At 74.1% G+C, this 19,201-nt stretch carries 18 protein-coding genes; 10 read left to right on the forward strand and 8 right to left on the reverse strand.

The window, feature by feature from the left end:
* The first annotated feature begins 158 nt into the window (after positions 1 to 158).
* Positions 159 to 1,247: a hypothetical protein gene (locus AC07AW_RS37210; protein ID WP_478819879.1), complete on the forward strand. Its 1,089-nt coding sequence runs from the start codon at positions 159 to 161 to the stop codon at positions 1,245 to 1,247.
* Between the two features lie 42 nt (positions 1,248 to 1,289).
* Here AC07AW_RS37210 and AC07AW_RS37215 read toward each other — a convergent pair whose 3' ends face one another.
* Genes AC07AW_RS37215 through AC07AW_RS37225 form a run of 3 tightly spaced genes read right to left on the reverse strand, consistent with a single transcriptional unit; the run spans position 1,290 to position 4,173 of the window.
* Positions 1,290 to 1,907 carry a response regulator gene (locus AC07AW_RS37215; RefSeq protein WP_478819959.1) on the reverse strand — a complete coding sequence of 206 codons (618 nt, stop codon included), beginning with the start codon at positions 1,905 to 1,907 and terminating at the stop codon, positions 1,290 to 1,292.
* Positions 1,908 to 1,945: 38 nt separating this feature from the next.
* Complete coding sequence (locus AC07AW_RS37220; RefSeq protein ID WP_478819880.1) at positions 1,946 to 3,181, reverse strand: sensor histidine kinase; 1,236 nt, start codon at positions 3,179 to 3,181, stop codon at positions 1,946 to 1,948.
* A complete protein-coding gene (locus AC07AW_RS37225) occupies positions 3,178 to 4,173 on the reverse strand; it encodes a hypothetical protein (protein WP_478819881.1) in 996 nt (331 codons plus the stop codon). Before AC07AW_RS37225 ends, AC07AW_RS37220 begins: the two co-directional genes overlap by 4 nt.
* 186 nt (positions 4,174 to 4,359) lie before the next feature.
* Between AC07AW_RS37225 and AC07AW_RS37230 the strand changes: the two genes are divergently transcribed.
* Positions 4,360 to 4,857, forward strand: a complete 498-nt coding sequence (locus AC07AW_RS37230) for a cupin domain-containing protein (RefSeq protein ID WP_478819882.1) — start codon at positions 4,360 to 4,362, stop codon at positions 4,855 to 4,857.
* A gap of 9 nt (positions 4,858 to 4,866) precedes the next feature.
* Here the strand turns inward: AC07AW_RS37230 and AC07AW_RS37235 are convergent, their stop codons facing one another.
* Positions 4,867 to 5,637, reverse strand: coding sequence for an IclR family transcriptional regulator (locus AC07AW_RS37235; RefSeq protein ID WP_030691616.1), 771 nt, complete (start codon positions 5,635 to 5,637; stop codon positions 4,867 to 4,869).
* Between the two features lie 150 nt (positions 5,638 to 5,787).
* On the opposite strand from AC07AW_RS37235, the gene AC07AW_RS37240 reads away from it, so the two are divergent.
* The gene (locus AC07AW_RS37240) at positions 5,788 to 7,281 is read left to right on the forward strand and encodes an aldehyde dehydrogenase (NADP(+)) (protein WP_478819883.1); all 1,494 of its coding nucleotides are present in this window, start codon (positions 5,788 to 5,790) and stop codon (positions 7,279 to 7,281) included.
* A 3-nt stretch (positions 7,282 to 7,284) separates the two neighbouring features.
* Here the strand turns inward: AC07AW_RS37240 and AC07AW_RS37245 are convergent, their stop codons facing one another.
* The gene (locus AC07AW_RS37245) at positions 7,285 to 8,352 is read right to left on the reverse strand and encodes a zinc-dependent alcohol dehydrogenase family protein (RefSeq protein ID WP_478819884.1); all 1,068 of its coding nucleotides are present in this window, start codon (positions 8,350 to 8,352) and stop codon (positions 7,285 to 7,287) included.
* Between the two features lie 90 nt (positions 8,353 to 8,442).
* Between AC07AW_RS37245 and AC07AW_RS37250 the strand changes: the two genes are divergently transcribed.
* A complete protein-coding gene (locus tag AC07AW_RS37250; RefSeq protein WP_478819885.1) occupies positions 8,443 to 9,357 on the forward strand; it encodes an AraC family transcriptional regulator in 915 nt (304 codons plus the stop codon).
* Here AC07AW_RS37250 and AC07AW_RS37255 read toward each other — a convergent pair.
* Positions 9,354 to 10,721, reverse strand: a complete 1,368-nt coding sequence (locus AC07AW_RS37255; protein WP_478819886.1) for an MFS transporter — start codon at positions 10,719 to 10,721, stop codon at positions 9,354 to 9,356. The genes AC07AW_RS37250 and AC07AW_RS37255 overlap by 4 nt on opposite strands.
* A 70-nt stretch (positions 10,722 to 10,791) precedes the next feature.
* Here AC07AW_RS37255 and AC07AW_RS37260 point away from each other — a divergent pair, with 70 nt between their 5' ends.
* The 3 genes from AC07AW_RS37260 to AC07AW_RS37270 all read left to right on the forward strand — a co-directional run bounded on the left by AC07AW_RS37260 (position 10,792) and on the right by AC07AW_RS37270 (position 13,846).
* A complete protein-coding gene (locus tag AC07AW_RS37260; RefSeq protein ID WP_478819887.1) occupies positions 10,792 to 11,805 on the forward strand; it encodes a GlxA family transcriptional regulator in 1,014 nt (337 codons plus the stop codon).
* Positions 11,806 to 11,923: 118 nt separating this feature from the next.
* On the forward strand, positions 11,924 to 12,631 hold the full coding sequence (locus AC07AW_RS37265) for a DsbA family oxidoreductase (protein WP_478819888.1): 708 nt from the start codon (positions 11,924 to 11,926) through the stop codon (positions 12,629 to 12,631).
* Between the two features lie 156 nt (positions 12,632 to 12,787).
* A complete protein-coding gene (locus AC07AW_RS37270; protein WP_478819889.1) occupies positions 12,788 to 13,846 on the forward strand; it encodes an aminotransferase class V-fold PLP-dependent enzyme in 1,059 nt (352 codons plus the stop codon).
* An 85-nt stretch (positions 13,847 to 13,931) separates the two neighbouring features.
* Here AC07AW_RS37270 and AC07AW_RS37275 read toward each other — a convergent pair whose 3' ends face one another.
* Positions 13,932 to 14,444 (reverse strand): MarR family winged helix-turn-helix transcriptional regulator, encoded by a 513-nt coding sequence (locus tag AC07AW_RS37275; RefSeq protein WP_478819890.1) that lies wholly within the window; start codon positions 14,442 to 14,444, stop codon positions 13,932 to 13,934.
* A gap of 115 nt (positions 14,445 to 14,559) precedes the next feature.
* On the opposite strand from AC07AW_RS37275, the gene AC07AW_RS37280 reads away from it, so the two are divergent.
* The gene (locus AC07AW_RS37280) at positions 14,560 to 15,630 is read left to right on the forward strand and encodes an alkene reductase (RefSeq protein ID WP_478819891.1); all 1,071 of its coding nucleotides are present in this window, start codon (positions 14,560 to 14,562) and stop codon (positions 15,628 to 15,630) included.
* A gap of 56 nt (positions 15,631 to 15,686) precedes the next feature.
* On the opposite strand, the gene AC07AW_RS37285 is transcribed toward AC07AW_RS37280, so the two are convergent.
* Positions 15,687 to 16,784: a pyridoxal-phosphate-dependent aminotransferase family protein gene (locus tag AC07AW_RS37285; RefSeq protein ID WP_478819960.1), complete on the reverse strand. Its 1,098-nt coding sequence runs from the start codon at positions 16,782 to 16,784 to the stop codon at positions 15,687 to 15,689.
* Between the two features lie 268 nt (positions 16,785 to 17,052).
* Between AC07AW_RS37285 and AC07AW_RS37290 the strand changes: the two genes are divergently transcribed.
* Both AC07AW_RS37290 and AC07AW_RS37295 read left to right on the forward strand, forming a co-directional pair.
* Positions 17,053 to 18,072: a hypothetical protein gene (locus AC07AW_RS37290; protein ID WP_478819892.1), complete on the forward strand. Its 1,020-nt coding sequence runs from the start codon at positions 17,053 to 17,055 to the stop codon at positions 18,070 to 18,072.
* 34 nt (positions 18,073 to 18,106) lie between these two features.
* Complete coding sequence (locus AC07AW_RS37295; RefSeq protein WP_478819893.1) at positions 18,107 to 19,192, forward strand: amidohydrolase family protein; 1,086 nt, start codon at positions 18,107 to 18,109, stop codon at positions 19,190 to 19,192.
* Positions 19,193 to 19,201 lie beyond the last annotated feature (9 nt).

Genomic DNA, 19,201 nt, shown 5'->3' on the forward strand with positions numbered 1-19,201 from the left:
GCACTTCTGGGGACGAACAGCCCGGTGCCGGACGTTCCGGATGTGGCCGGTTTCTCAGGGAACCTTCATGTCCGGACCGAGCGGTCGGCCGGACCGCGCTGTGCGATCATGCCGGGGCCCTGGGGAGGGGCCGGATACGGACGCGGTGAGGAGTCGGCGTGAGCGCGGGTGGGGAGCGGGACGGTTCGTCCGTGCCGGACGAGGTGTGGGAGGAGTTCCTCCGGACCTCCGTCGAGGGGGCGGGTGACGCGCCGAAGGAGCCGTCCGCGCGGGCCCGCGAGGCCGCGGGCCGGCTGCGGGCCGGGTCCGCGGAGCCGGCGCCGTGGCGCGCGCACTCGCCCGCGGCGCGGCCTCGGCGGAGGAAGGGCTGGTACGTGGCGGGGCTCGTGGCCTCGCTGGTACTGCTCGTCGTGGCGGTGGATCCGGGTGGCTTCGTCGGCTGGTCCGGCGACGGGGACACGGCCGGGAAGCCCCTCGCGCAGGAGTCGGAGCGGCCGGGCCAGGCGCCTCCTGCCGAGCCGGGCGGGCGGCCCACTCTCGCCGAGCCCTTCCGGGGCTCCCCGGCGGTCCGCTGGGCGGACGGCACGGCCGGCATCACCGTGCCCGACGCCAGGGCGACCGGCTGGATGTCGAAGGCCGAGGTGGGGCGGGCGCTCGCCCGGACCCGTGACTTCCTCGCGGCCTCCAACCTGGACCCGGCGGTGCTGCGCGGCACACGGCCGGCGAAGGCGATCGCCCTGATGAACCCGCACCAGCAGGACGTCATTACCTTCGTGACGACCTCGCTGCGGACCCCGGGCAGGGACCACGACCCGCTGATGCTCTTCAGCCGCTTCGACCCGGCGCAGGCGCGCCCGGTCGGGGGCGTGGTGAAGACCCGTGGCCGGCTGAGCTTCCGGGAGGGGAAGCTCGGGGCCCTGGAGGTGACGGCCGACGTCACGTACGTGTACCCGGTCGCGCCGGCCGGCGGCGGCGACGAGGTCGTGCGCGTGATCGTGCGGCGGGAGACCGTGGTGAGCTGGGACGACCCTTCGAAGGTGATCACCGAGAAGGGGACCTTCAGCCTCCTGTCGTACAAGACCGACATGACGAACGGCGGCTGTGACGACACCACCGGCTATTTCCGGCCGGAGTTCGGCGGGGGAGGCCCGGCCGCCGGAACGACTGACGCGACGGTCGACCCGTACGACCGCACGGGCCCGATCACCGAGGGCAACGGCGGCTGCGCGACCGCCACGCGCTCGTAGAGCGCCCGTGACGGCTCCCGCGCGCGTGGGAGCCGTCACGGCTCAGCCCGCCCCCACGAACCCCGACTCGTACGCCAGGATCACCGCCTGGGTGCGGTCGCGGGCGCCCAGTTTCGACAGGATCGCCGCCACGTGGGTCTTGACCGTCGCCGGGCCGACGCCCATCCGGTCGGCGATCTCGGCGTTCGTGAGGCCCGTCGCCACCAGGCGGAGCACCTCCGCCTCCCGTTCGGTGAGCCGTGCCACCCACGGCGGTGCCACCCGTGGCCGGTGGCGGGCGTGCTCGGCGGCCAGGCCCCGTACCGCCGCCGGGTAGAGCAGCGAGTCGCTCCGCGCGACCAGGCGTACCGCGCTCACCAGCTCGTCGGCCGCCGCCCGCTTCAGGAGGAAGCCGGCCGCGCCGACGCGCAGCGCGTCGTACACATAGGAGTCGTTCTCGAAGGTCGTCACCACCACGATCCGCGGCGGCTCCGCCATCCCGGCGAGGATCTGCTCGGTGGCCCGGATCCCGTCGATCTCCGGCATCCGTACGTCCATGAGGACGACATCCGGCCGCTCCGCCCGCACCACCGACACCGCCTCGGCGCCCGTGGACGCCTCGCCGACCACCTCGAGTCCGGGCTCCGCGTCCAGGATGACCCGCAGGGCCGTCCGGACCATCCGCTCGTCGTCGGCGAGGACGACCCTGATGGGGGCGGTCACCGGGGGATCCTGACCGCGAGGCGCCAGACGCCGTCCGCCGGGCCCGTCTCGGCGGTGCCGCCGAGCAACCGGGCCCGCTCGGCGATCCCGCGCAGGCCGCGGCCGCCGTCGGGCCGGGTGACGGGGGGCCGGTCGGGCAGGGGGTTCTCCATGGTGATCTCCAACTCCTCGGTACGGGCGTCGAGCCGTACGGTGACGGGCGCGCCGCCCGCGTGCCGGGCCGCGTTCGTCAGCCCTTCCTGGACGATCCGGTACGCCTCCCGGGACAGCGCCTCCGGTACGGAGCCCAGGGCGCCGTCCACCGTCAGCGCCACCCGTGGGCCCGCGCCCCGCACCAGGGCCTCCAGGGCGTCGAGTCCCGGGCCCACGCCCTCCTCGACCTCCCCGCCCCGGCGCAGCAGGCCCAGGACCCAGTCCAGTTCGCCGACCGTCCGCCGGGTGGTCTCCTCGATCGCGGTCAGCGCCTCCCGTACGAACTCCAGGTCGGCCGCGTCGCCGTCCAGGACCCGGCGGGCCGCGCCCGCCTGGAGGGTGACCGCGCTCAGGGCGTGGCCGACCGAGTCGTGCAGTTCGCGGGCGAGCCGGTTGCGGGACTCGGCCTCGGCGGCCCGGCGTTCGGCTGCCGCGAGCCGGTCCGCCGGGCTGGGCCCGAGCAGCCGGGGCGCCTGCCGGGCGAGCAGGGCGCCGGTCGCGGCGGCGACGGCGGCGAGCGCGAGCAGCATCAGGAGGCCCGCCGGGAGCGCCGCCCAGACCCACCAGCTCTGGTCGAGCCCCCAGAACCGGCCGAGTTCGGACGCCCGGAGCCCCGGCGAGAACGGCAGCGCGAGGACCGCGACGGCGAACGGCGGCAGGGCGAGCGTCGCCCCGCTGATCAGCGCCCCGGCGCCCAGGTGCAGGGTGAACCAGCCGGCCGTCCGGGTCCTGGCCTCCCGGCCGTGCGCCGGACCGTCCGCGAACCGTTCCGCCGGCACCCCGCACAGCGCCCGCGCCGCCGCCACCGACATCGGGCGGGCCAGCGGGAAGAGCGCGACGACCGCGGCGAGCGGCAGCCCCACCCCGTACGCCCCGAACTGCGTCCCGAGGCCGCCGGCGAACATGCCGCCGTCGTCGAGCAACGGCCCCATGACCAGGGTGCCGACCAGCCAGAACGGCATGAACAGCGCGCCGCCCAGGATCAGATGGAGCCAGCGCAGCCTGGCCCGCTGCCCGAACAGGGCCCGCACCGGTCTCACGCCCCGGCGCTCCGCCGCCGCAGGAACAGCGCCACGCACGCGGCGAGAAGGAACCCGGTGATCATGTCGCCAGCGTAGGACAGCTGTACGAGTCCGGGGACGTACTTGGTCGGATCCGACTCCGGAAGGAACGCGACGAGCGACATGTAGGCGCCCCAGGAGCCCACGGCGGCCGAGCCCGTCCAGGCCAGGGCGAGCGTGGTGCGCACCCGGAGCCGGGCGGGCCGGCGCAGCACCAGGAAGAGGGTGAAGACGACGGCGAGGGCGAGGAAACCGAGCCGCTCGGCCTCCAGGACGTAGAAGTCGGAGTCGCGTTCGGCGATCCGCCGGGCGGACAGGCCCGTCGTCGAGCCGGCCGCCCACATCAGGTGCAGCGCGGCGGGCACGAGCGCGACGACCGCGCCGGCCACGGCCAGGGCGCGCGCCCCGGGCCCGGAGGTGCGGGCGGACAGGTCGCGGAGCCGTCCCTGCCACACCTGGCCCCAGCGGTCCCGGGCGTACAGGGCGAAGAGGGTGCCGAGGGCGAGGCCCTGGAGGATGAACCCGCCGTAGACGACACCGAAGACCCAGTCGTCCAGGAAGGGTTCGCTGGGTGCGGCGGCCTTCTCGTCGCCGGTGACGAGGGCGACCGCGAGCTGCGCCGGGTAGCCGGCCATGATCGGGGTGAGCAGCCCCGTCGCCGCCCACATGGGGAGCGCGAGCAGCCCGGCGGGGAACCGCCGGCCCCAGGCCTGGGTGAGCAGCAGGGCGAGCACGACGACGAGGACGTCGGCGACCACCGAGACCGAGTTGGCGATCACCATCATCTGCCGGTGCTCCAGGAGCGCGCTCCCGGCCGGGATGCCGATCTCGCTGCCCGCCACCCAGACGACCTTGAGCGAGATGTACGGGAGGCAGGCGAGGATCGCGAGGGCGCGCAGCGCCCGGCGGGCGGCGCTCGGACGGTGGCCGGCGGCGGGCGCCGGGGCGGGGAGGTGCGCGGTCTGTGTCATGGCTCCACGCTCCCGCGCCGGCCCCGGCCGCCACCTCCTGCCGAGCGGTGAACCGCCTCCGCCGCACGGGGGAGGAGCCCTCCTCCCGGGGCCTCCGCCGTGGCTCCCCTCCGACGGAATTGACCCATGTTTCCGATGATCGATTGCCCCTGTGGCAGGGGTCAATGGGGCCTTAGGGTAGTGATCATGAACGAGATCGAGACCTTCGCCCCGCTCCTCACCCGCGCCGCCACCGCCGAGACCACCGCCGACCCGAGCAGCGTGATGACCCTGCTCGCCGACTCCGACACCACCGGCGGGCAGCTCACCAGCTACCGCTCCTCGTTCGCGAAGGGCGCGGTCGGCGCCCCGGCGCACTTCCACACCAAGGCCTCGGAGATGTTCTTCGTGCTCGGCGGATCGCTCCAGGTCCTGGTCGGCGAGGAGCTGACCGTCCTGGACCAGGGCGACTTCCTCCTCGTCCCGCCGCACACCCCGCACGCCTTCGCGGCGGCGCCCGGCGCCGAGGCCGACGTCCTCTTCGTCTTCACGCCCGGCATGGCCCGCTTCGACTACCTGCGCCTCCTCGGCCGCGTCATGCGGGGCGAGGCGAGCTTCGAGGAGATCAAGGCGTCCTCGGAGCAGTACGACAACCACTACGTCGACAGTCCGGTGTGGCAGCAGGCCCTCGCCGACCGTGCCTGACCGGACGGCTCAGAGGCGGCGGGTCGCCAGCGTCAGCCGGTCCCGCGCGTCGAACAGCGCGTCCTTGATCATCTGCTCGTGGGCCGGGGTGAGCCGCGCCACCGGCACCGAGCAGCTGATCGCGTCCCGCGCCGGGGTCCGGTAGGGGATCGCGACGCCGAAGCAGCGCAGCCCCAGGGTGTTCTCCTCGCGGTCCACCGAGTAGCCCTGCTCGCGGATGACGTGCAGCTCCTCGATGAGCTTCTCGCGGTCGGTGATCGTGTGCTCGGTCAGCGCCGGGAGCGTCTCCGGGAGCAGCTTGCGCACCTGCTCGTCGCTGTGGGTGGCGAGCAGCGCCTTGCCGAGCGAGGTCGAGTGCGCGGGCAGCCGGCGCCCGACCCGGGTGAACGGCCGCAGATAGTGCTGGGACTGACGGGTCGCCAGATAGACGACGTTGGTGCCGTCGAGCCGCGCCAGGTGGATGGTCTCGGTGGTGTCGTCGGAGAGCCGGTCCAGGGTGGGCCGGGAGGCCGCCACCACCTCGTCGCCGTCGATGTACGAGGTGCCGACGAGCAGCGCCCGCACCCCGATCCCGTACCGGGTGCCCGTGGCGTCCGTCTCCACCCAGCCCAGCTCGACCAGGGTGCGCAGCAGCATGTACAGGCTGGACTTGGGGTAGCCGACGGCCTCCTGGACGGCGGCGAGCGAATGCATCCCGGGGCGTCCCGCGAAGTACTCGAGCAGCTCCACGGTCCGCACCGCGGACTTCACCTGTGCCCCACCCGCGTCGGCAGTCGCCATGGCCCTCGCCCCTTTTCCGTTGTCCGGCCGCCCACCGGCCACCCCGGCCGAACGGGGGCCTTGTGGAGACGGCCGGGCCGTCAATAGAGTCCCACCCAGATGCGTTCATCTACGGGAACTGTGTTCAGAATAGCGAACAGGGGCGTGGCGGTGGCGGCAGAACCAGTGTGGAGTGTGGACCCCCGGACGGGGAAGCCGCGCGAGCAGGTTGCGGTGGAGGCCACAGCCGAGGAGGTCGACCGCGCCGTCAGGTCCGCGTACGCCGCCCGCGAGGCCCTCGCCGACCGGGCCGTACGGGCCGCCTTCCTCCGTACCGCCGCCGACCTCCTCGACGCCTCCGGTGAGCACGTCGTCGAGGCGGCCGACGCCGAGACCGCCCTCGGGCCCGTCCGCCTCACCGGCGAACTCGCCCGCACCACCGCCCAGTTGCGGGCCTTCGCGGAGGTCGTCGAGGACGGCTCCTTCCTCGACATCCGGATCGACCTCCCCGATCCCACGGCCACCCCGCCCCGGTGCGACCTGCGCCGCTGGAAGATTCCGCTCGGCGTCGTCGCCGTCTACGCCGCCAGCAACTTCCCGCTCGCCTTCTCCGTCCCCGGCGGCGACACCGCGAGCGCCCTCGCGGCCGGCTGCCCCGTGGTCGTCAAGGCCCACCCCGACCACCCGGCCACCTCCGAGCTCTGCGCCTCCCTGCTGCGCCGGGCCGCCGCCAAGGCCGGCCTCCCCGAGGACGTCGTCGTCCTCGTCCACGGCTTCGACGCCGGCGTGGAACTCGTCCGCCACCCGCTCGTCGCGGCGGCGGGCTTCACCGGCTCGATCCGCGGCGGCCGGGCCCTCTTCGACGCGGCCGTCACCCGGCCCGTCCCCATCCCCTTCCACGGCGAACTCGGCTCCCTCAACCCGGTCGTGGTCACCGAGGCCGCCGCCGCGGAGCGCGCGGAGGAGATCGGCGCCGGTCTCGCCGGCTCCATGACCCTGGGCGCCGGCCAGTTCTGCACCAAGCCCGGCTTCGTCCTCGCCCCCCGGGGCGCGGACGGCGACCGCTTCCTCGACGCCCTCACCGCCGCCGTCAGCGAGACGGAACCGGCCGTCATGCTCGACCACCGGATGCGGGACGCCTTTGTCACCGGGGTCGCCGAGCGCGCCGCGCTGACCGGGGTCGACACCCCCGTCACCCCCGGCGCGGGCGGCGCCCACACCGTCAGCGCCGGCGTCCTCGCCGTCGACGCCGCCGCGCTCGCCGAGGACGGCCACCGCCTCCTCCTGGAGGAGTGCTTCGGACCGGTCACCGTCGTCGCCCGCTACTCCACCCGCGAGGAGGTGACCGCCGTCCTCGGCCTGCTTCCGGGCAACCTCACCGCCACGCTGCACATCGCCGAGGACGACGAGGCTGCCGCCGCGCTGCTCGCCGAGCTCACGCCCCTCGCCGGCCGTGTCCTCGTCAACGGCTGGCCCACCGGCGTCGCCGTCGCGTCCGCCCAGCACCACGGCGGCCCCTACCCGGCCACCACCTCGACCTCCACCTCGGTCGGCGCGACCGCGATCGAGCGCTGGCTGCGCCCGGTCACGTACCAGTCGACGCCCGACCACCTCCTCCCGCCGGAACTCCGGGACGGCAACCCGCTGGGACTGCCCCGGCGCTGACGCCTAGGAGTCGAGCCGCACCACGATCTTTCCGAGGTGCGTGTTCGACTCCATCAGCCGATGGGCGTCGGCGATCCGCTCCAGACCGTCGAAGGTCTCGGCGATCACCGGCGCCAGGGAGCCGTCCCGCAGCCCCGAGCCGATGAACCCCGCGGCGAGCCGGCGGCCCTCCTCGGTCCTGGCCGGCGCCCCGTTCGCGTACGCGTGCGTGGTCAGCGGCCAGTTCCGCGACAGCTCGGTCGGCCGCGGGTCCAGCCAGCCGTACAGCACGGCGGTGCCACCGGTCCGCAGCGCGTCCCCGAGGCGGGCGAAGCCGGGCCCGCCGATCGCGTCGAACGCCAGGTCGGCACCCCTCCCGCCGGTGATCCGCCGCACCTCCTCGACCAGGTCCTCGGTGTCCGTGGTGATCACGTGCGCGGCACCCAGCTCCAGGAGCCGCTTCCGCTTGCCCTCGCCGCGGGTGGTGGCGATCGGTACGGCTCCGATCCGCAGCGCCGTCTGGATCGCGGCCGTCCCCACCCCGCTCGACGCGCCCGTGATCACCACGTGGTCGCCGGGACGCAGGCCGCCGGTCAGGACCATCCCGCCGTACGCGGTGAAGTAGCCCAGCCACACGGCCGCCGCCGTCACCGCGTCCACCCCCGCGGGCCGGGCCACCACGTACTCCTCGGGGAGCACCACCCGCTCCGCGTACACGCCGTACGTCCCGAACTCGAAGTTGGCCGCCGCCATCACCGGGTCGCCCGGGGCGTACGCGGTGACCCCCGCACCGACCGCCTCGACCACGCCCGCCGCCTCGTAGCCGAGCCGCGAACCCGGCAGCGTCGCCGGGTAGTAGTAGGTGCCGGCACGGAACAGCGCCTCGGCGCGGTTGAGTCCGATCGCCTCGACCCGGACGAGCACCTCTCCGGGACCGGGGTCCGGGAGCGGCACCTCCTCGATCTTCAGCACCTCGGGTCCGCCGAGCTCGTGGAAGAGAACAGCCTTCGTCGTCGTGCCTGTCGTCGTGATGCCTGTCGTCGTCACGTCTGTTGTCGTGATGCCTGTCGTCGTCACGTCTGTTGTCGTCATGACCTCGACGCTAGGAGGGCCGGAAGAGACGATCCATGTCTCCCCGGCTTCCCACCATGTCCGATCGTCTCGCCCGCTACCGTTCAGGCCATGGACGTACTGAGCGATGCCATCGCCTCCATGCGCACCGGGCGCCCGCACTCCTCCCGCACCGTCCGCTTCGCCCCCTGGGGCTACCGCTTCCCCCCGAGCATGGGCGCCGGATTCCACGTCCTCCTCCAGGGCACCGCCTGGCTGCTGCCCCCGGACGACGGCGCCCCCGTCCGGCTCGGCCCCGGCGACATCGTCCTCGTCGCCCACGCCACCGGACACGGCCTCGCAGACCGGCCCGACACCCCGCTGATCGACGCCGTGCCCACCCCCGACGGCTCCTGGCCCACCCGGCCCGCCCGCGGACCCGTCGGCGCCGAGGAGACCCTGCTGCTCTGCGGCGCCTACCAGCTCAACCGGGCCCGCGCCCACCCCCTGCTCACCGAACTGCCGCCGTACGTCCACCTCCCCGCCCGGGTCGGCGCCCACCCCCGGCTGCGTGCCGCCGTCGACCTGCTCGGCGCCGAACTCGCCGAACCCCAGCCGGGATCCGACGCCGTCGTGCCCTCCCTCCTCGACACCCTGCTCCTGTACCTGCTGCGCGCCTGGTGGCTCACCGAACGCGGCGACCGCTCCACCGGCTGGTCGGCCGCGCTCAGCGACCCGGCCGTCGCGGGCGCCCTGCGCGCGCTGCACGGCGACCCCGCCCGGGCGTGGACGGTCGAGGAGCTCGGCGCGCTCGGGGGCCTCTCCCGCGCCGCCTTCGCCCGCCGCTTCACCGCCCTCGTCGGACGGCCGCCCCTCGCGTACCTCACCTGGTGGCGCATGACCACGGCCGGCCGCCTCCTCCGCTCCGACGACCTGCCCCTCCGCGCGGTCGCCGAACGCTCCGGATACTCCTCGGAGTTCGCCTTCGCCAAGGCCTTCAAGCGGGAGTACGGGGTGGCCCCCGGCCAATACCGGAAGGGTGCCTAGCGGCTCCGGCGGCGCGGCAGCCGCAGCGACACCAGGGTCGTCACGGTCAGCAGACCGGCGCTGATCAGGAGGCTCGTGCGCAGCGCCGTCGCCATGTCCTGGGCCGCGAGGGAGCCGAAGACCGCGATCGCGAGCGCGCCCGCCGTCTGCCGGATCGCGTTCAGCAGGCCCGCCGCCGTGCCCGCCCGGTCCGCCGGGACGGCCTCCATCATCGCCGCGATCAGCGGCGGCAGGGAGAATCCGGCCCCCAGCGCGAGCGGCACGAGGAGCAGGGCCTGGGCCACCCGCGAGGAGTCCGCGTCCACGGTGAGCAGGCCGAGGAGCCCGGCCACCGCGACCGTCTGGCCCAGGACGATCGGCAGCCGCGCCCCGTACCGCGCGGCCACCCGCGCCGACAGGATGTTCACCCCGGCGAGCAGCCCCGTCATCGGCAGGAACATCAGCCCCGCGCCGAGCGCCGAGAGCCCGAGGACCTGCTGGAAGAAGAGGCCGAAGACGAAGACCATGCCGTAGAAGGCCACGCTGTTCGCCGAACCGGCCGCCACCGCGACCGCGACCGTCGTGTTCCGGAACAGCCCGAGCGGCACCATCGGATGCCGCCGCCGCGTCTCGACCAGCAGGAACGCGGCGAAGGAGACCGCCGCGACCCCCAGCGCCCACCAGGCCTCCGTGCCGCCCTCGATCGCGGCGAAGGTCAGCGCCCCGAGCGCCGTCATCGCCGTCAGCTGCCCCGGCAGGTCCAGCGGGGCAGGCCGGGGCTCCGAGCGGGCGACCCGGGTCAGCGGGACGAGCGCGAGGAGCCCGAGGGGCAGGTTGATGAAGAAGATCCCGCGCCAGCTCCAGGCCGTGGTCAGCGCCCCGCCCGCGACCGGGCCGAGCGCCACCGCGACCGTGCCGCCGGCCGCCCACAGCGACACCGCACGGGCCCGCCGCGCCGGATCGCCGTACGCCTCCCGTACGAGGGCGAGGGAGGCGGGCAGCATCACGGCCGCCGCCGCGCCCTGCACCGTCCGGGCCGCCAGGAGCCCGGGGAGGCCGGGGGCCAGACCGCAGGCGGCCGAGGCGAGGGTGAAGACGACGACCCCCGCCCCGTACGCCCGGCTCGCCCCGACCCGGTCGGCAAGCGCCCCGCTGGAGAGCAGCAGCGCGGCGAAGGCCAGCGTGTACGAGTCGACCACCCACTGCAGGCCCGTCATGCCGGCCCGCAGGTCGGCGCCGATCGCGGGCAGGGCGACGTTCACGACGGAGGTGTCGAGGGTGATGAGGGCGAAGCCGAGCATGGCCGCGGCGAGGGCGGGCCCGGGGGAGGAGCCGGGGGATTCGCGACGGTCAACGGGGGCTTTGGTGAGGACTGTTGAGGACATGCGCCCAGCTTCGTGAGCCGCGCGCCCGTACAGTAGTGGCTGGAATGCCATATGACCGGAGGTTCTGGCCATGCCGCCGACGACACCCGCGCCCGCCGCGCCCGGCACGTCCTCCGCATCCCGTGTGCGGCGCGTCGCCGTGATCGCCGCCCCGCCCGTCTCGATGTTCAACCTGGCCATCCCGGAGATGCTCTTCGGCAAGGTCGAGATCGACGGCGGACCCGGGTACGAGACGGTCATCTGCGCCCCCGACCCCGGGCCCGTCACCACCACCGGCGGCCTCGACCTGGTCGTCCCGCACGGACTCGAAGCCGTCGAGGGCGCCGACACGGTGATCCTCGCGGGCAGCGGCGCGTACGAGGACCCCGACCCGCGCGTCCTCGACGTCCTGCGCGCCTCCGCCGTCGGGGGCAAGCGGATCGCCTCCATCTGCACCGGCGCCTTCGCGCTCGCCGAGGCCGGACTGCTCGACGGCCGGGCGGCGACGACGTACTGGGCGTACCGGCCGCTGCTCGCCGCCCGGCACCCCGCCGTCGACCTCCAGGACGACGTCCTCTTCGTCCAGGACGGTCCGGTGCTCACCTCCTCCGGATACGCGGCGGGCATCGACCTCTGCCTGCACGTCATCCGCACCGACCACGGCGCCGCCGTCGCCAACGCCGTCGCCCGGCTCGCCCTCGTCGCGCCCGTCCGGCCCGGCGGCCAGACCCAGTTCACCCAGACCCCGCTGCCGCCCGAGCGCGGGGTCTCCTTCGCCGACACGCGCGCGTGGGCGATGGAACACCTCGACGAACCCCTCGGCCTCACCGACCTCGCCCGGCACGCCGGCGTCTCCGTCCGCACGCTCTCCCGCCGCTTCCACGCGGAGACCGGCGTCAGCCCGCTCCAGTGGCTGCTCCACCAGCGCGTCGAGCGGGCGAAGGAACTCCTGGAGACGACCTCGCTCCCCATGGACCGGCTGGCCCGCGCGAGCGGCCTCGGCACGGCGGACTCCCTCCGCCGGCACCTCCTGCGCCGTACCGGCCTCACCCCCAGCGCCTACCGGTCCTCCTTCAGCCGTCTGACGGGCGCCGGAACGGCCTGAGGCCGGGTGCTCCGGCTCACACCGGGGCCGGAAACGGAATGAACCGGGCCGGTGGGCGCGTTCCCCACGAGGTACACACCCCCGTACACCCCACCGGCAACCCTCGGAGAGAAGTCACATGCGCGTCGAGATCTGGAGCGACATCGCCTGCCCCTGGTGCTACATCGGCAAGGCCCGCTTCGAGAAGGGGCTCGCGGCCTTCGCCCACCGCGACGACGTCGAGGTCGTGCACCGCTCCTTCGAGCTCGACCCGCACCGCGCCAAGGGCGACACCGGCCCGGTCCTGGAGATGCTGGCGAAGAAGTACGGCCGCACCCTCGACGAGGCCCGCGCCATGGAGGCGCACGTCGCGTCGAACGCCCACTCCGAGGGCCTCGCGTACCTCACCGACGGCCGTGACCACGGCAACACCTTCGACATCCACCGGCTGCTGCACCTCGCCAAGGAGCGCGGCCGCCAGAGCGAACTCCTGGACCTGGCCTACCGGGCCAACTTCGCCGAGGAGCGCTCCGTCTTCGACGACGAGACCCTGGTGACCCTCGGTGTGGAGGCCGGTCTCGACGAGGCCGAGGTCCGTGCCGTCCTCGCCGACGAGACCGCCTACGCCGAGGCCGTACGGGAGGACGAGCGCGAGGCCGCCGAACTCGGCGCCAACGGCGTGCCGTTCTTCGTCCTCGACCGCCGCTACGGCGTCTCCGGCGGCCAGCCCGCCGAGGTCTTCACCCAGGCCCTGGAGCAGGCCTGGCAGGGCCGTGTCCTCCAGCCCGTCGGCACCGACGCGGAGGTCTGCGGCCCGGACGGCACCTGCGAGGTCCCGCAGGCCTGAGTCTCTGACCCGAGTCTCTGACCTGAGTCTCTGACCCGAGTCTCCGACCTGAGTCTCTGACCCGAGGCTCTGACCTGCGGAGATAAGTACGGCTTGGGGATTCCCCGCGGTCGAAACGCCATTGACGGGCGATCGCGGGGAATCCAGGGTGGGGACATGGATTCCCTTGACCAGCCGCTCGGCGGCGCCGAGTTCGCGCCCAAGAAGACCTACCTCAACACCTCCGCCTGCGGCCTGCTGCCCCGCCGGACCATCGAGGCGATCACCCTCCTCGCCGAGGAGACCGCCGACGGCCGCCCCGACGGCGCCGGCAGCTTCGACCTCGTGGACGAGGCCCGTGCCGCCTTCGGCCGCATCGTCGGCGTCTCCCACGAGCGCGTCGCCGTCGGCAGCTCGGTGGCGGTCCACTGCGGGATGATCGCCCAGTCGCTGCCCGCCGGGTCCGAGGTCCTCTTCCCCGAGGGCGACTTCTCCTCCGTCATCACCCCCTTCACGATCCGCGGCGACCTCAAGACCCGCTTCGCGCCCCTGGAGCGGCTGGCCGAATCCGTCCGTCCCGAGACCGCGCTCGTCGCCTTCTCCGCCGTGCAGTCGGCGGACGGCCGCACGGCCGACTTCGCGGCGATACGGGAGGCGGCGGCCGCCCACGGCGCGCGCACCCTCCTGGACGCCACCCAGTCGGCGGGCTGGCTGCCGCTGAACGCGGGGGAGTGGGACTACACCGTCGCCGGCGGCTACAAGTACCTGCTCTGCCCGCGCGGCGCGTCCTTCCTGACCGTCACGGAGGAGGCGCAGGACTCGCTGCTCGCGATCCACGCCAACTGGGTCACGGGCGAGGAGCTGTGGGTCAACAGCTACGGCCCGGTCCGTGAACTGGCCCGCTCCGCCCGCCGGTTCGACGAACCCGTGGCGTTCCTCTCGTACCACGGGGCGGCCCGTTCGCTCGCCCTCCTGGAGGAGATCGGCATCGAGCGGATCGAGGCCCGCAACAAGGGGCTCGCGGCCCGCTTCCGCTCCGGGCTCCTCGCCCTCGGGCACGCCCCGGTCATGGACGACTCGACGGTCGTCGCCGTCCCCGGCCTCGGGGACCGGGCGGACGCCCTGCGCGAGGCGGACGTCCTGCTCTCGGCCCGCGCGGGCAATCTGCGGGCGTCCTTCCACCTGTACAACACGGCGGCGGACGTGGACCGCGTCCTGGAGGTCCTGGCGGGCTGACCGCCGACGACGGCGGGCCGGTCCGGGCGGGCGGGCGGCAGACGGCGCCCGCCCGTAGGCGGCGCGGCCGCTGAAGGGCCGGCGGTCAGCAGACGGCGCCCGCCTCGCCCTCCTCGCCTGCCTCCTTCGCCAGGTTCTCGCCCGCGAGGCCGAGGAGCCGGGCGAGCTCCGCCCGGTCGGCCGGGGCGAGCCCGGACAGGGTGGTCTCCTCCAGGTCGGCCCAGGCGCCCTCGACCCCTGCGCGCAGGGCGAGGCCGTTCTCCGTCGCCTCGACCAGGACCGCGCGCCGGTCGGCCGGGTCCGGGCTGCGACGGACGTAGCCGCACTGCTCCATGCGCTGGAGCATCTTCGTGACCGTGGAGGGGTCCAGGCCGAGCGACTGGATCAGCTCCGACTGACGGACCGCCCCGCAGTCCCACAGGCGCATCATCATCAGCTCCTGGCCCGGGTAGAGCCCGAGGTCCCGCAGCCGCCGCCCCATGGCGATCCGGTGGAGGCGCGCGACCCACGCCAGGGTGTGGCTGACGGTCCCGGCGCAGGCGTCGGAGGGCTGCGGCCCGGCGGACGGGGCGGTACAGACGGGGTCGGTTCCTGACATGCGGACTCCTCGGGACGGCTCTGCCCACAAGATTACCTTGGTCGGCCAATGAATGGGTTACAGTGGCAATCGGCCCAATTAGTTGGCCGACCACATATTCATGTGAGGGACAGCCGTGACCACTGCATTCGACCCGATCGACCTCGCCGGAACCCGCCTCGCCAACCGCATCGCGATGGCTCCCATGACCCGCAGCCGCGCCAACGGCCAGGACGGCACCCCGCCGGCGATCGTCGCCGAGTACTACGCCCAGCGCGCCTCCGCCGGCCTGATCATCACCGAAGGCGTCCAGCCCGTCCCCGAGGGTCAGGGCTACCCCAACACCCCCGGACTCCACAGCCGCGAGCAGATCGCCGCCTGGCGCGAGGTCACCACCGCCGTCCACGAGCGCGGCGGCCGGATCTTCGCCCAGCTCATGCACTCCGGCCGGATCGGCCACCCCGACCTCCTCGACGGCGACCTCCACCCCGTCGGCCCCTCGCCGATCGCCGCCGCCGGCCAGGTCTACACGCACGAGGGCCCCAAGGACTTCGTCGCCCCGCGCGAGCTCACCGGCGACCAGGTGCACGAGGCGATCGCCGGCTTCGTCTCCGCCGCCCGCAACGCCGTCGAGGCCGGCTTCGACGGCGTGGAGATCCACGGCGCCAACGGCTACCTGATCCAGCAGTTCCTCGCCTCCGGCTCCAACCACCGCACCGACGAGTGGGGCGGCCCGGTCGAGAACCGCATCCGCTTCGCCGTCGAGGTCGTGAAGGCCGTCGCCGCCGAGATCGGCCCCGAGCGCACCGGCCTGCGCATCTCCCCGGCCAACACCCTCAACGACATCAGCGAGACCGACACCGACGAGCTCTACATCCAGCTCCTCGCCGCGATCGAGCCCGTCGGCATCGCCTACCTCCACGTCCTGGAGACCGGCCCCGAGCGCCGCCCGCTCGTCCTCGACCTGCGCAAGCGCTTCGCCGGCACCTTCATCCTCAACCCGGCCACCGGCGCCGACCCGACGGGCGCCGAGTCCCTGGCCCTGATCGAGGACGGCATCACCGACCTCGTCGCGTACGGCAGGCTGTTCATCGCCAACCCCGACCTGCCCGCCCGTCTGAAGACCGACGGCCCCTACGCCGCCGCGGACCCCGCCACCATGTACGCCGGCGGCCCCGAGGGCTACATCGACTACCCCGCGCTGTAACTCGCGGACACGCGGAAGGGGCGGGGGTCCGGACCCCCGCCCCTTCCGCGTATCGACTACCAGGCCTCCGTGACCGCCCGGCGCGCCCCCTCCAGGTCCACCGCGCGGCCCGACTCGCCGAGCGCCGCGCCGAGGGCGGCGAGCGAGGACTGCACGGCCCCCGGCGTCGCGTCCACCCCGTAGTGGTTGACCCGGATCATCTCCTTGGCCAGCGCCCCGCCGCCCGCGATCAGCGGCAGCGACGGATCGGCTTCGAGCGCCTTCGCCACCAGCTCGGAGGCGTCGAGACCCGCCGGCGCGCGCAGCGTCGTCGCCACCGGGGCCGCGTCGTTCGCCTCGTACACATACGGCTCCAGGCCGCCGCCCAGGGCCAGCGCGCCCGCGCGGGTCGCGGCCGCCGCCGAGGCGTGCCGGGCCATCAGAGCGTCCAGGCCCTCGGCCTCGATCCGCTCCACACAGGCCTCGAGGGCCAGCATCTCCAGCTGCGCCGGAGCGTGCAGCAGCGCCTTGCGGCCGCCGTCGATCCAGCGCTCCTTCCAGTCCAGGAGGGAGAGGTACGAGCGGCGCGGCGCGGCCGGGTTCGCGGCGAACCGCTCCCAGGCCCGCGCGCTCACCGACACCGCCGACACGCCCGCGGGGCCGCCCATCGCCTTCTGTGCGCCGATGATGCACATGTCCACGCCCCAGGCGTCCGGCAGCACCGGTTCGGCGCCGATCGACGCCACCGCGTCCAGGTAGAACAGCGCGCCGTGCGCCCGCACGACCTCGCCGATCTCCGCCACCGGGTTGGTGTTGCCGGTCGCCGCCTCCGCGTGCACCAGCGACACGAAGTCGATCTCCGGGTGCTCGGCGAGCGCCCGCTCCACCTGCTCCGCCGTCACCGCCGTGTGGAAGGGCACCTCCAGGTCGACCACGGTCGCCCCGCAGTCCCGCAGCCAGTTCCCGAAGGTCTGTCCGTACGGACCGGTGACGACGTTCAGCGCGGTCGAACCGGCCCGCGCGCCGCTGCGGATGCACCCCTCCAGGGGCAGCAGCGCCTCGCCCTGGGTGATCACCACGTCCTGCTCGGTGGAGAGCAGCGCGGCGACCCGGCGCTCGATCGACGCGAAGTGCGCGGCGGTCAGCGGGGCCAGGTCCAGCAGCGGATGTGTCACGGTCACGGGGGTTCCTTCGTCGGTGGCGGATGCGTGTCGCCTACATCGGGATGCGGCTCGTGCCAGCGTAAGCGCTCCGTCCGCCGCGTACGGGCCGGGCCCGTACGCCGTCACGGCGGTGTGCGGAACGTGTCACAGGGCTCGTACCGCCGGGCTCGGACTCTTCCCCCGGCGCCCCGTCGGTGGGATGTTGCGGGCCGGAGCGGCGCCGCACGATGCCGCCGGGAGGAACGGGGTGGACACCATGGCCGGAAGCACGAGAACAGGCGTGAACGACAGAGCGCTGCTGCGCCGGGCGGCGGTGGCCGCCGCGACGCTCGCCGTCACCGCACCGCTGACCCTCTGCGCCGCGGGGGACGCGGGAGCGGCGGGGACGGCAGTGGCGGCGAAGGCGCCCGGGACGTCGGCGACGGCAGTGACGTCCGAGGCGGCCACGGCTGCGGACGCGGCCCGCGCCGCGTGGTCGGCGATCGGCCACCCGATCGTCTTCGCCCGCTACGACGCGACGGACTCCATCGAGGACCTGTACGCCATGTCCCCGCTCGGCGGCGGGGCCGTCCAGCTCACCCACACCCCCACCGTCAGCGACGTGATGCCCAGCTGGTCCCCCGACGGCAAGCGGGTGGCGTTCCTCCGGTACAGCCTCGACGGCACGATCGACGGCATCTGGACGATGAACGCCGCGGGTGGCGACCTGAAGTCGGTGCCCGGCACCAAGGGCGCCTCCGACGCGGCATGGTCTCCGGACGGCACGCGGATCGCCTACTCCCGGCCGGTCGACTCCCAGCGCGAGATCTACGTGGCCGACATCGACGGCACCCCCTCCACCCGGCTCACCACCACCACGGCGGACGAGTCCCACCCGACCTGGTCCCCGGACGGCACCAACCTGGCGTTCAGCCGCACGGACACCTCCGGAGGCAGCAGGCTGGTACGGATCCAGCTGTCCACCCTGGCGCAGACGCCGATCACTCCGCCGGGCTCCCAGGACTGGAGTCCCGACTGGTCGCGCGGCAACCGGATCGCCTTCAGCCGCCTGGACGCCACCGGCTTCGCCCACCTCTACGACGTCCGCCCCGACGGCACGGGGGTGCACCAGATCACCACGGGCCCGGCCAACGACAAGTCCCCCTCCTGGTCGCCGGACGGCCGCCGCCTGGTCTTCACCCGGGGCGGCACCGACGACGCGGACCCCGAGAACCTCTTCCTGGTACGGGTCGACGGCACCGGCCTGAAGCAGCTCACCAAGACCGCCTCGCACGACCTGGAGGCCGACTGGCGCCCGTGACCCGCCCGCTCGACACGGCTCGTAGAGTGCGGGTATGAGCGATCACGAGGTGCTGCACGTGAAGGGGCGGGTGCTCGTCGGCCCGGAGGACGTCCGCGACGAACTGTGGTGCGTCGACGGGCGGATCACCTTCGAGCGGCCCGCCGCCGAGGCCGTGACCGTCGAGGGCTGGGTGCTCCCCGGTCTCGTCGACGCCCACTGCCACGTCGGACTCGACCGGCACGGCCCGGTCGACGAGGTCACCAGCGAGAAGCAGGCCCTCACCGACCGGGACGCCGGCACCCTGCTGATCCGGGACGCGGGCTCGCCCTCCGACACCCGGTGGATCGACGAGCGCGAGGACCTCCCGAAGATCATCCGGGCGGGCCGGCACATCGCCCGTACCCGCCGCTACATCCGTAACTACGCCCACGAGATCGAGCCCGCCGACCTCGTCGCGTACGTCGGCCGGGAGGCCCGCCGCGGCGACGGCTGGGTCAAGCTCGTCGGCGACTGGATCGACCGCGAGGCGGGCGACCTCACCGCCTGCTGGCCGCGCGCCGAGGTCGAGGCGGCCATCGCGGAGGCGCACCGGCTCGGCGCCCGCGTCACCGCGCACTGCTTCGCCGAGGACTCGCTCCGGGACCTCGTCGAGGCGGGCATCGACTGCATCGAGCACGCCACGGGCCTCACCGAGGACACCATCCCGCTCTTCGCCGAGCGGGGCGTCGCCATCGTCCCGACCCTCGTCAACATCGCGACCTTCCCGCACCTCGCCGACGGCGGCCAGGAGAAGTTCCCCCGCTGGTCGGCCCATATGCGCCGGCTCCACGAGCGGCGGTACGACACGGTCCGCGCGGCCTTCGACGCGGGCGTGCCCGTCTTCGTCGGCACCGACGCGGGCGGCTCCCTCGCCCACGGCCTGGTCGCCGAGGAGGTCGAGGAGCTGACCAAGGCCGGTATCCCGCCGATCGACGCGCTCGCCGCCACCGCCTGGGGGGCCAGGGCCTGGCTGGGCCGCCCCTCCCTGGAGGAGGGCGCCCCGGCCGACCTCGTCGTCTACGGCGAGGACCCGCGCGCGGACGTCCGCGTCCTCGCGGCACCGCGCCGGATCGTCGTCAACGGGCGGGTCGTCGGCTGAGCCCCCGGC

This window comes from Streptomyces sp. NPDC044003, from assembly GCF_056435185.1.

Coding starts and splice junctions, on each gene's coding strand:
- AC07AW_RS37215 (WP_478819959.1), bottom strand. CDS start 1,907: ATGGTCCGGACGGCCCTGCGGGTCATCCTGGACGCGGAGCCCGGACTC.
- AC07AW_RS37225 (WP_478819881.1), bottom strand. CDS start 4,173: ATGACACAGACCGCGCACCTCCCCGCCCCGGCGCCCGCCGCCGGCCAC.
- AC07AW_RS37230 (WP_478819882.1), top strand. CDS start 4,360: ATGAACGAGATCGAGACCTTCGCCCCGCTCCTCACCCGCGCCGCCACC.
- AC07AW_RS37235 (WP_030691616.1), bottom strand. CDS start 5,637: ATGGCGACTGCCGACGCGGGTGGGGCACAGGTGAAGTCCGCGGTGCGG.
- AC07AW_RS37245 (WP_478819884.1), bottom strand. CDS start 8,352: ATGACGACAACAGACGTGACGACGACAGGCATCACGACAACAGACGTG.
- AC07AW_RS37250 (WP_478819885.1), top strand. CDS start 8,443: ATGGACGTACTGAGCGATGCCATCGCCTCCATGCGCACCGGGCGCCCG.
- AC07AW_RS37255 (WP_478819886.1), bottom strand. CDS start 10,721: ATGTCCTCAACAGTCCTCACCAAAGCCCCCGTTGACCGTCGCGAATCC.
- AC07AW_RS37260 (WP_478819887.1), top strand. CDS start 10,792: ATGCCGCCGACGACACCCGCGCCCGCCGCGCCCGGCACGTCCTCCGCA.
- AC07AW_RS37265 (WP_478819888.1), top strand. CDS start 11,924: ATGCGCGTCGAGATCTGGAGCGACATCGCCTGCCCCTGGTGCTACATC.
- AC07AW_RS37270 (WP_478819889.1), top strand. CDS start 12,788: ATGGATTCCCTTGACCAGCCGCTCGGCGGCGCCGAGTTCGCGCCCAAG.
- AC07AW_RS37275 (WP_478819890.1), bottom strand. CDS start 14,444: ATGTCAGGAACCGACCCCGTCTGTACCGCCCCGTCCGCCGGGCCGCAG.
- AC07AW_RS37295 (WP_478819893.1), top strand. CDS start 18,107: ATGAGCGATCACGAGGTGCTGCACGTGAAGGGGCGGGTGCTCGTCGGC.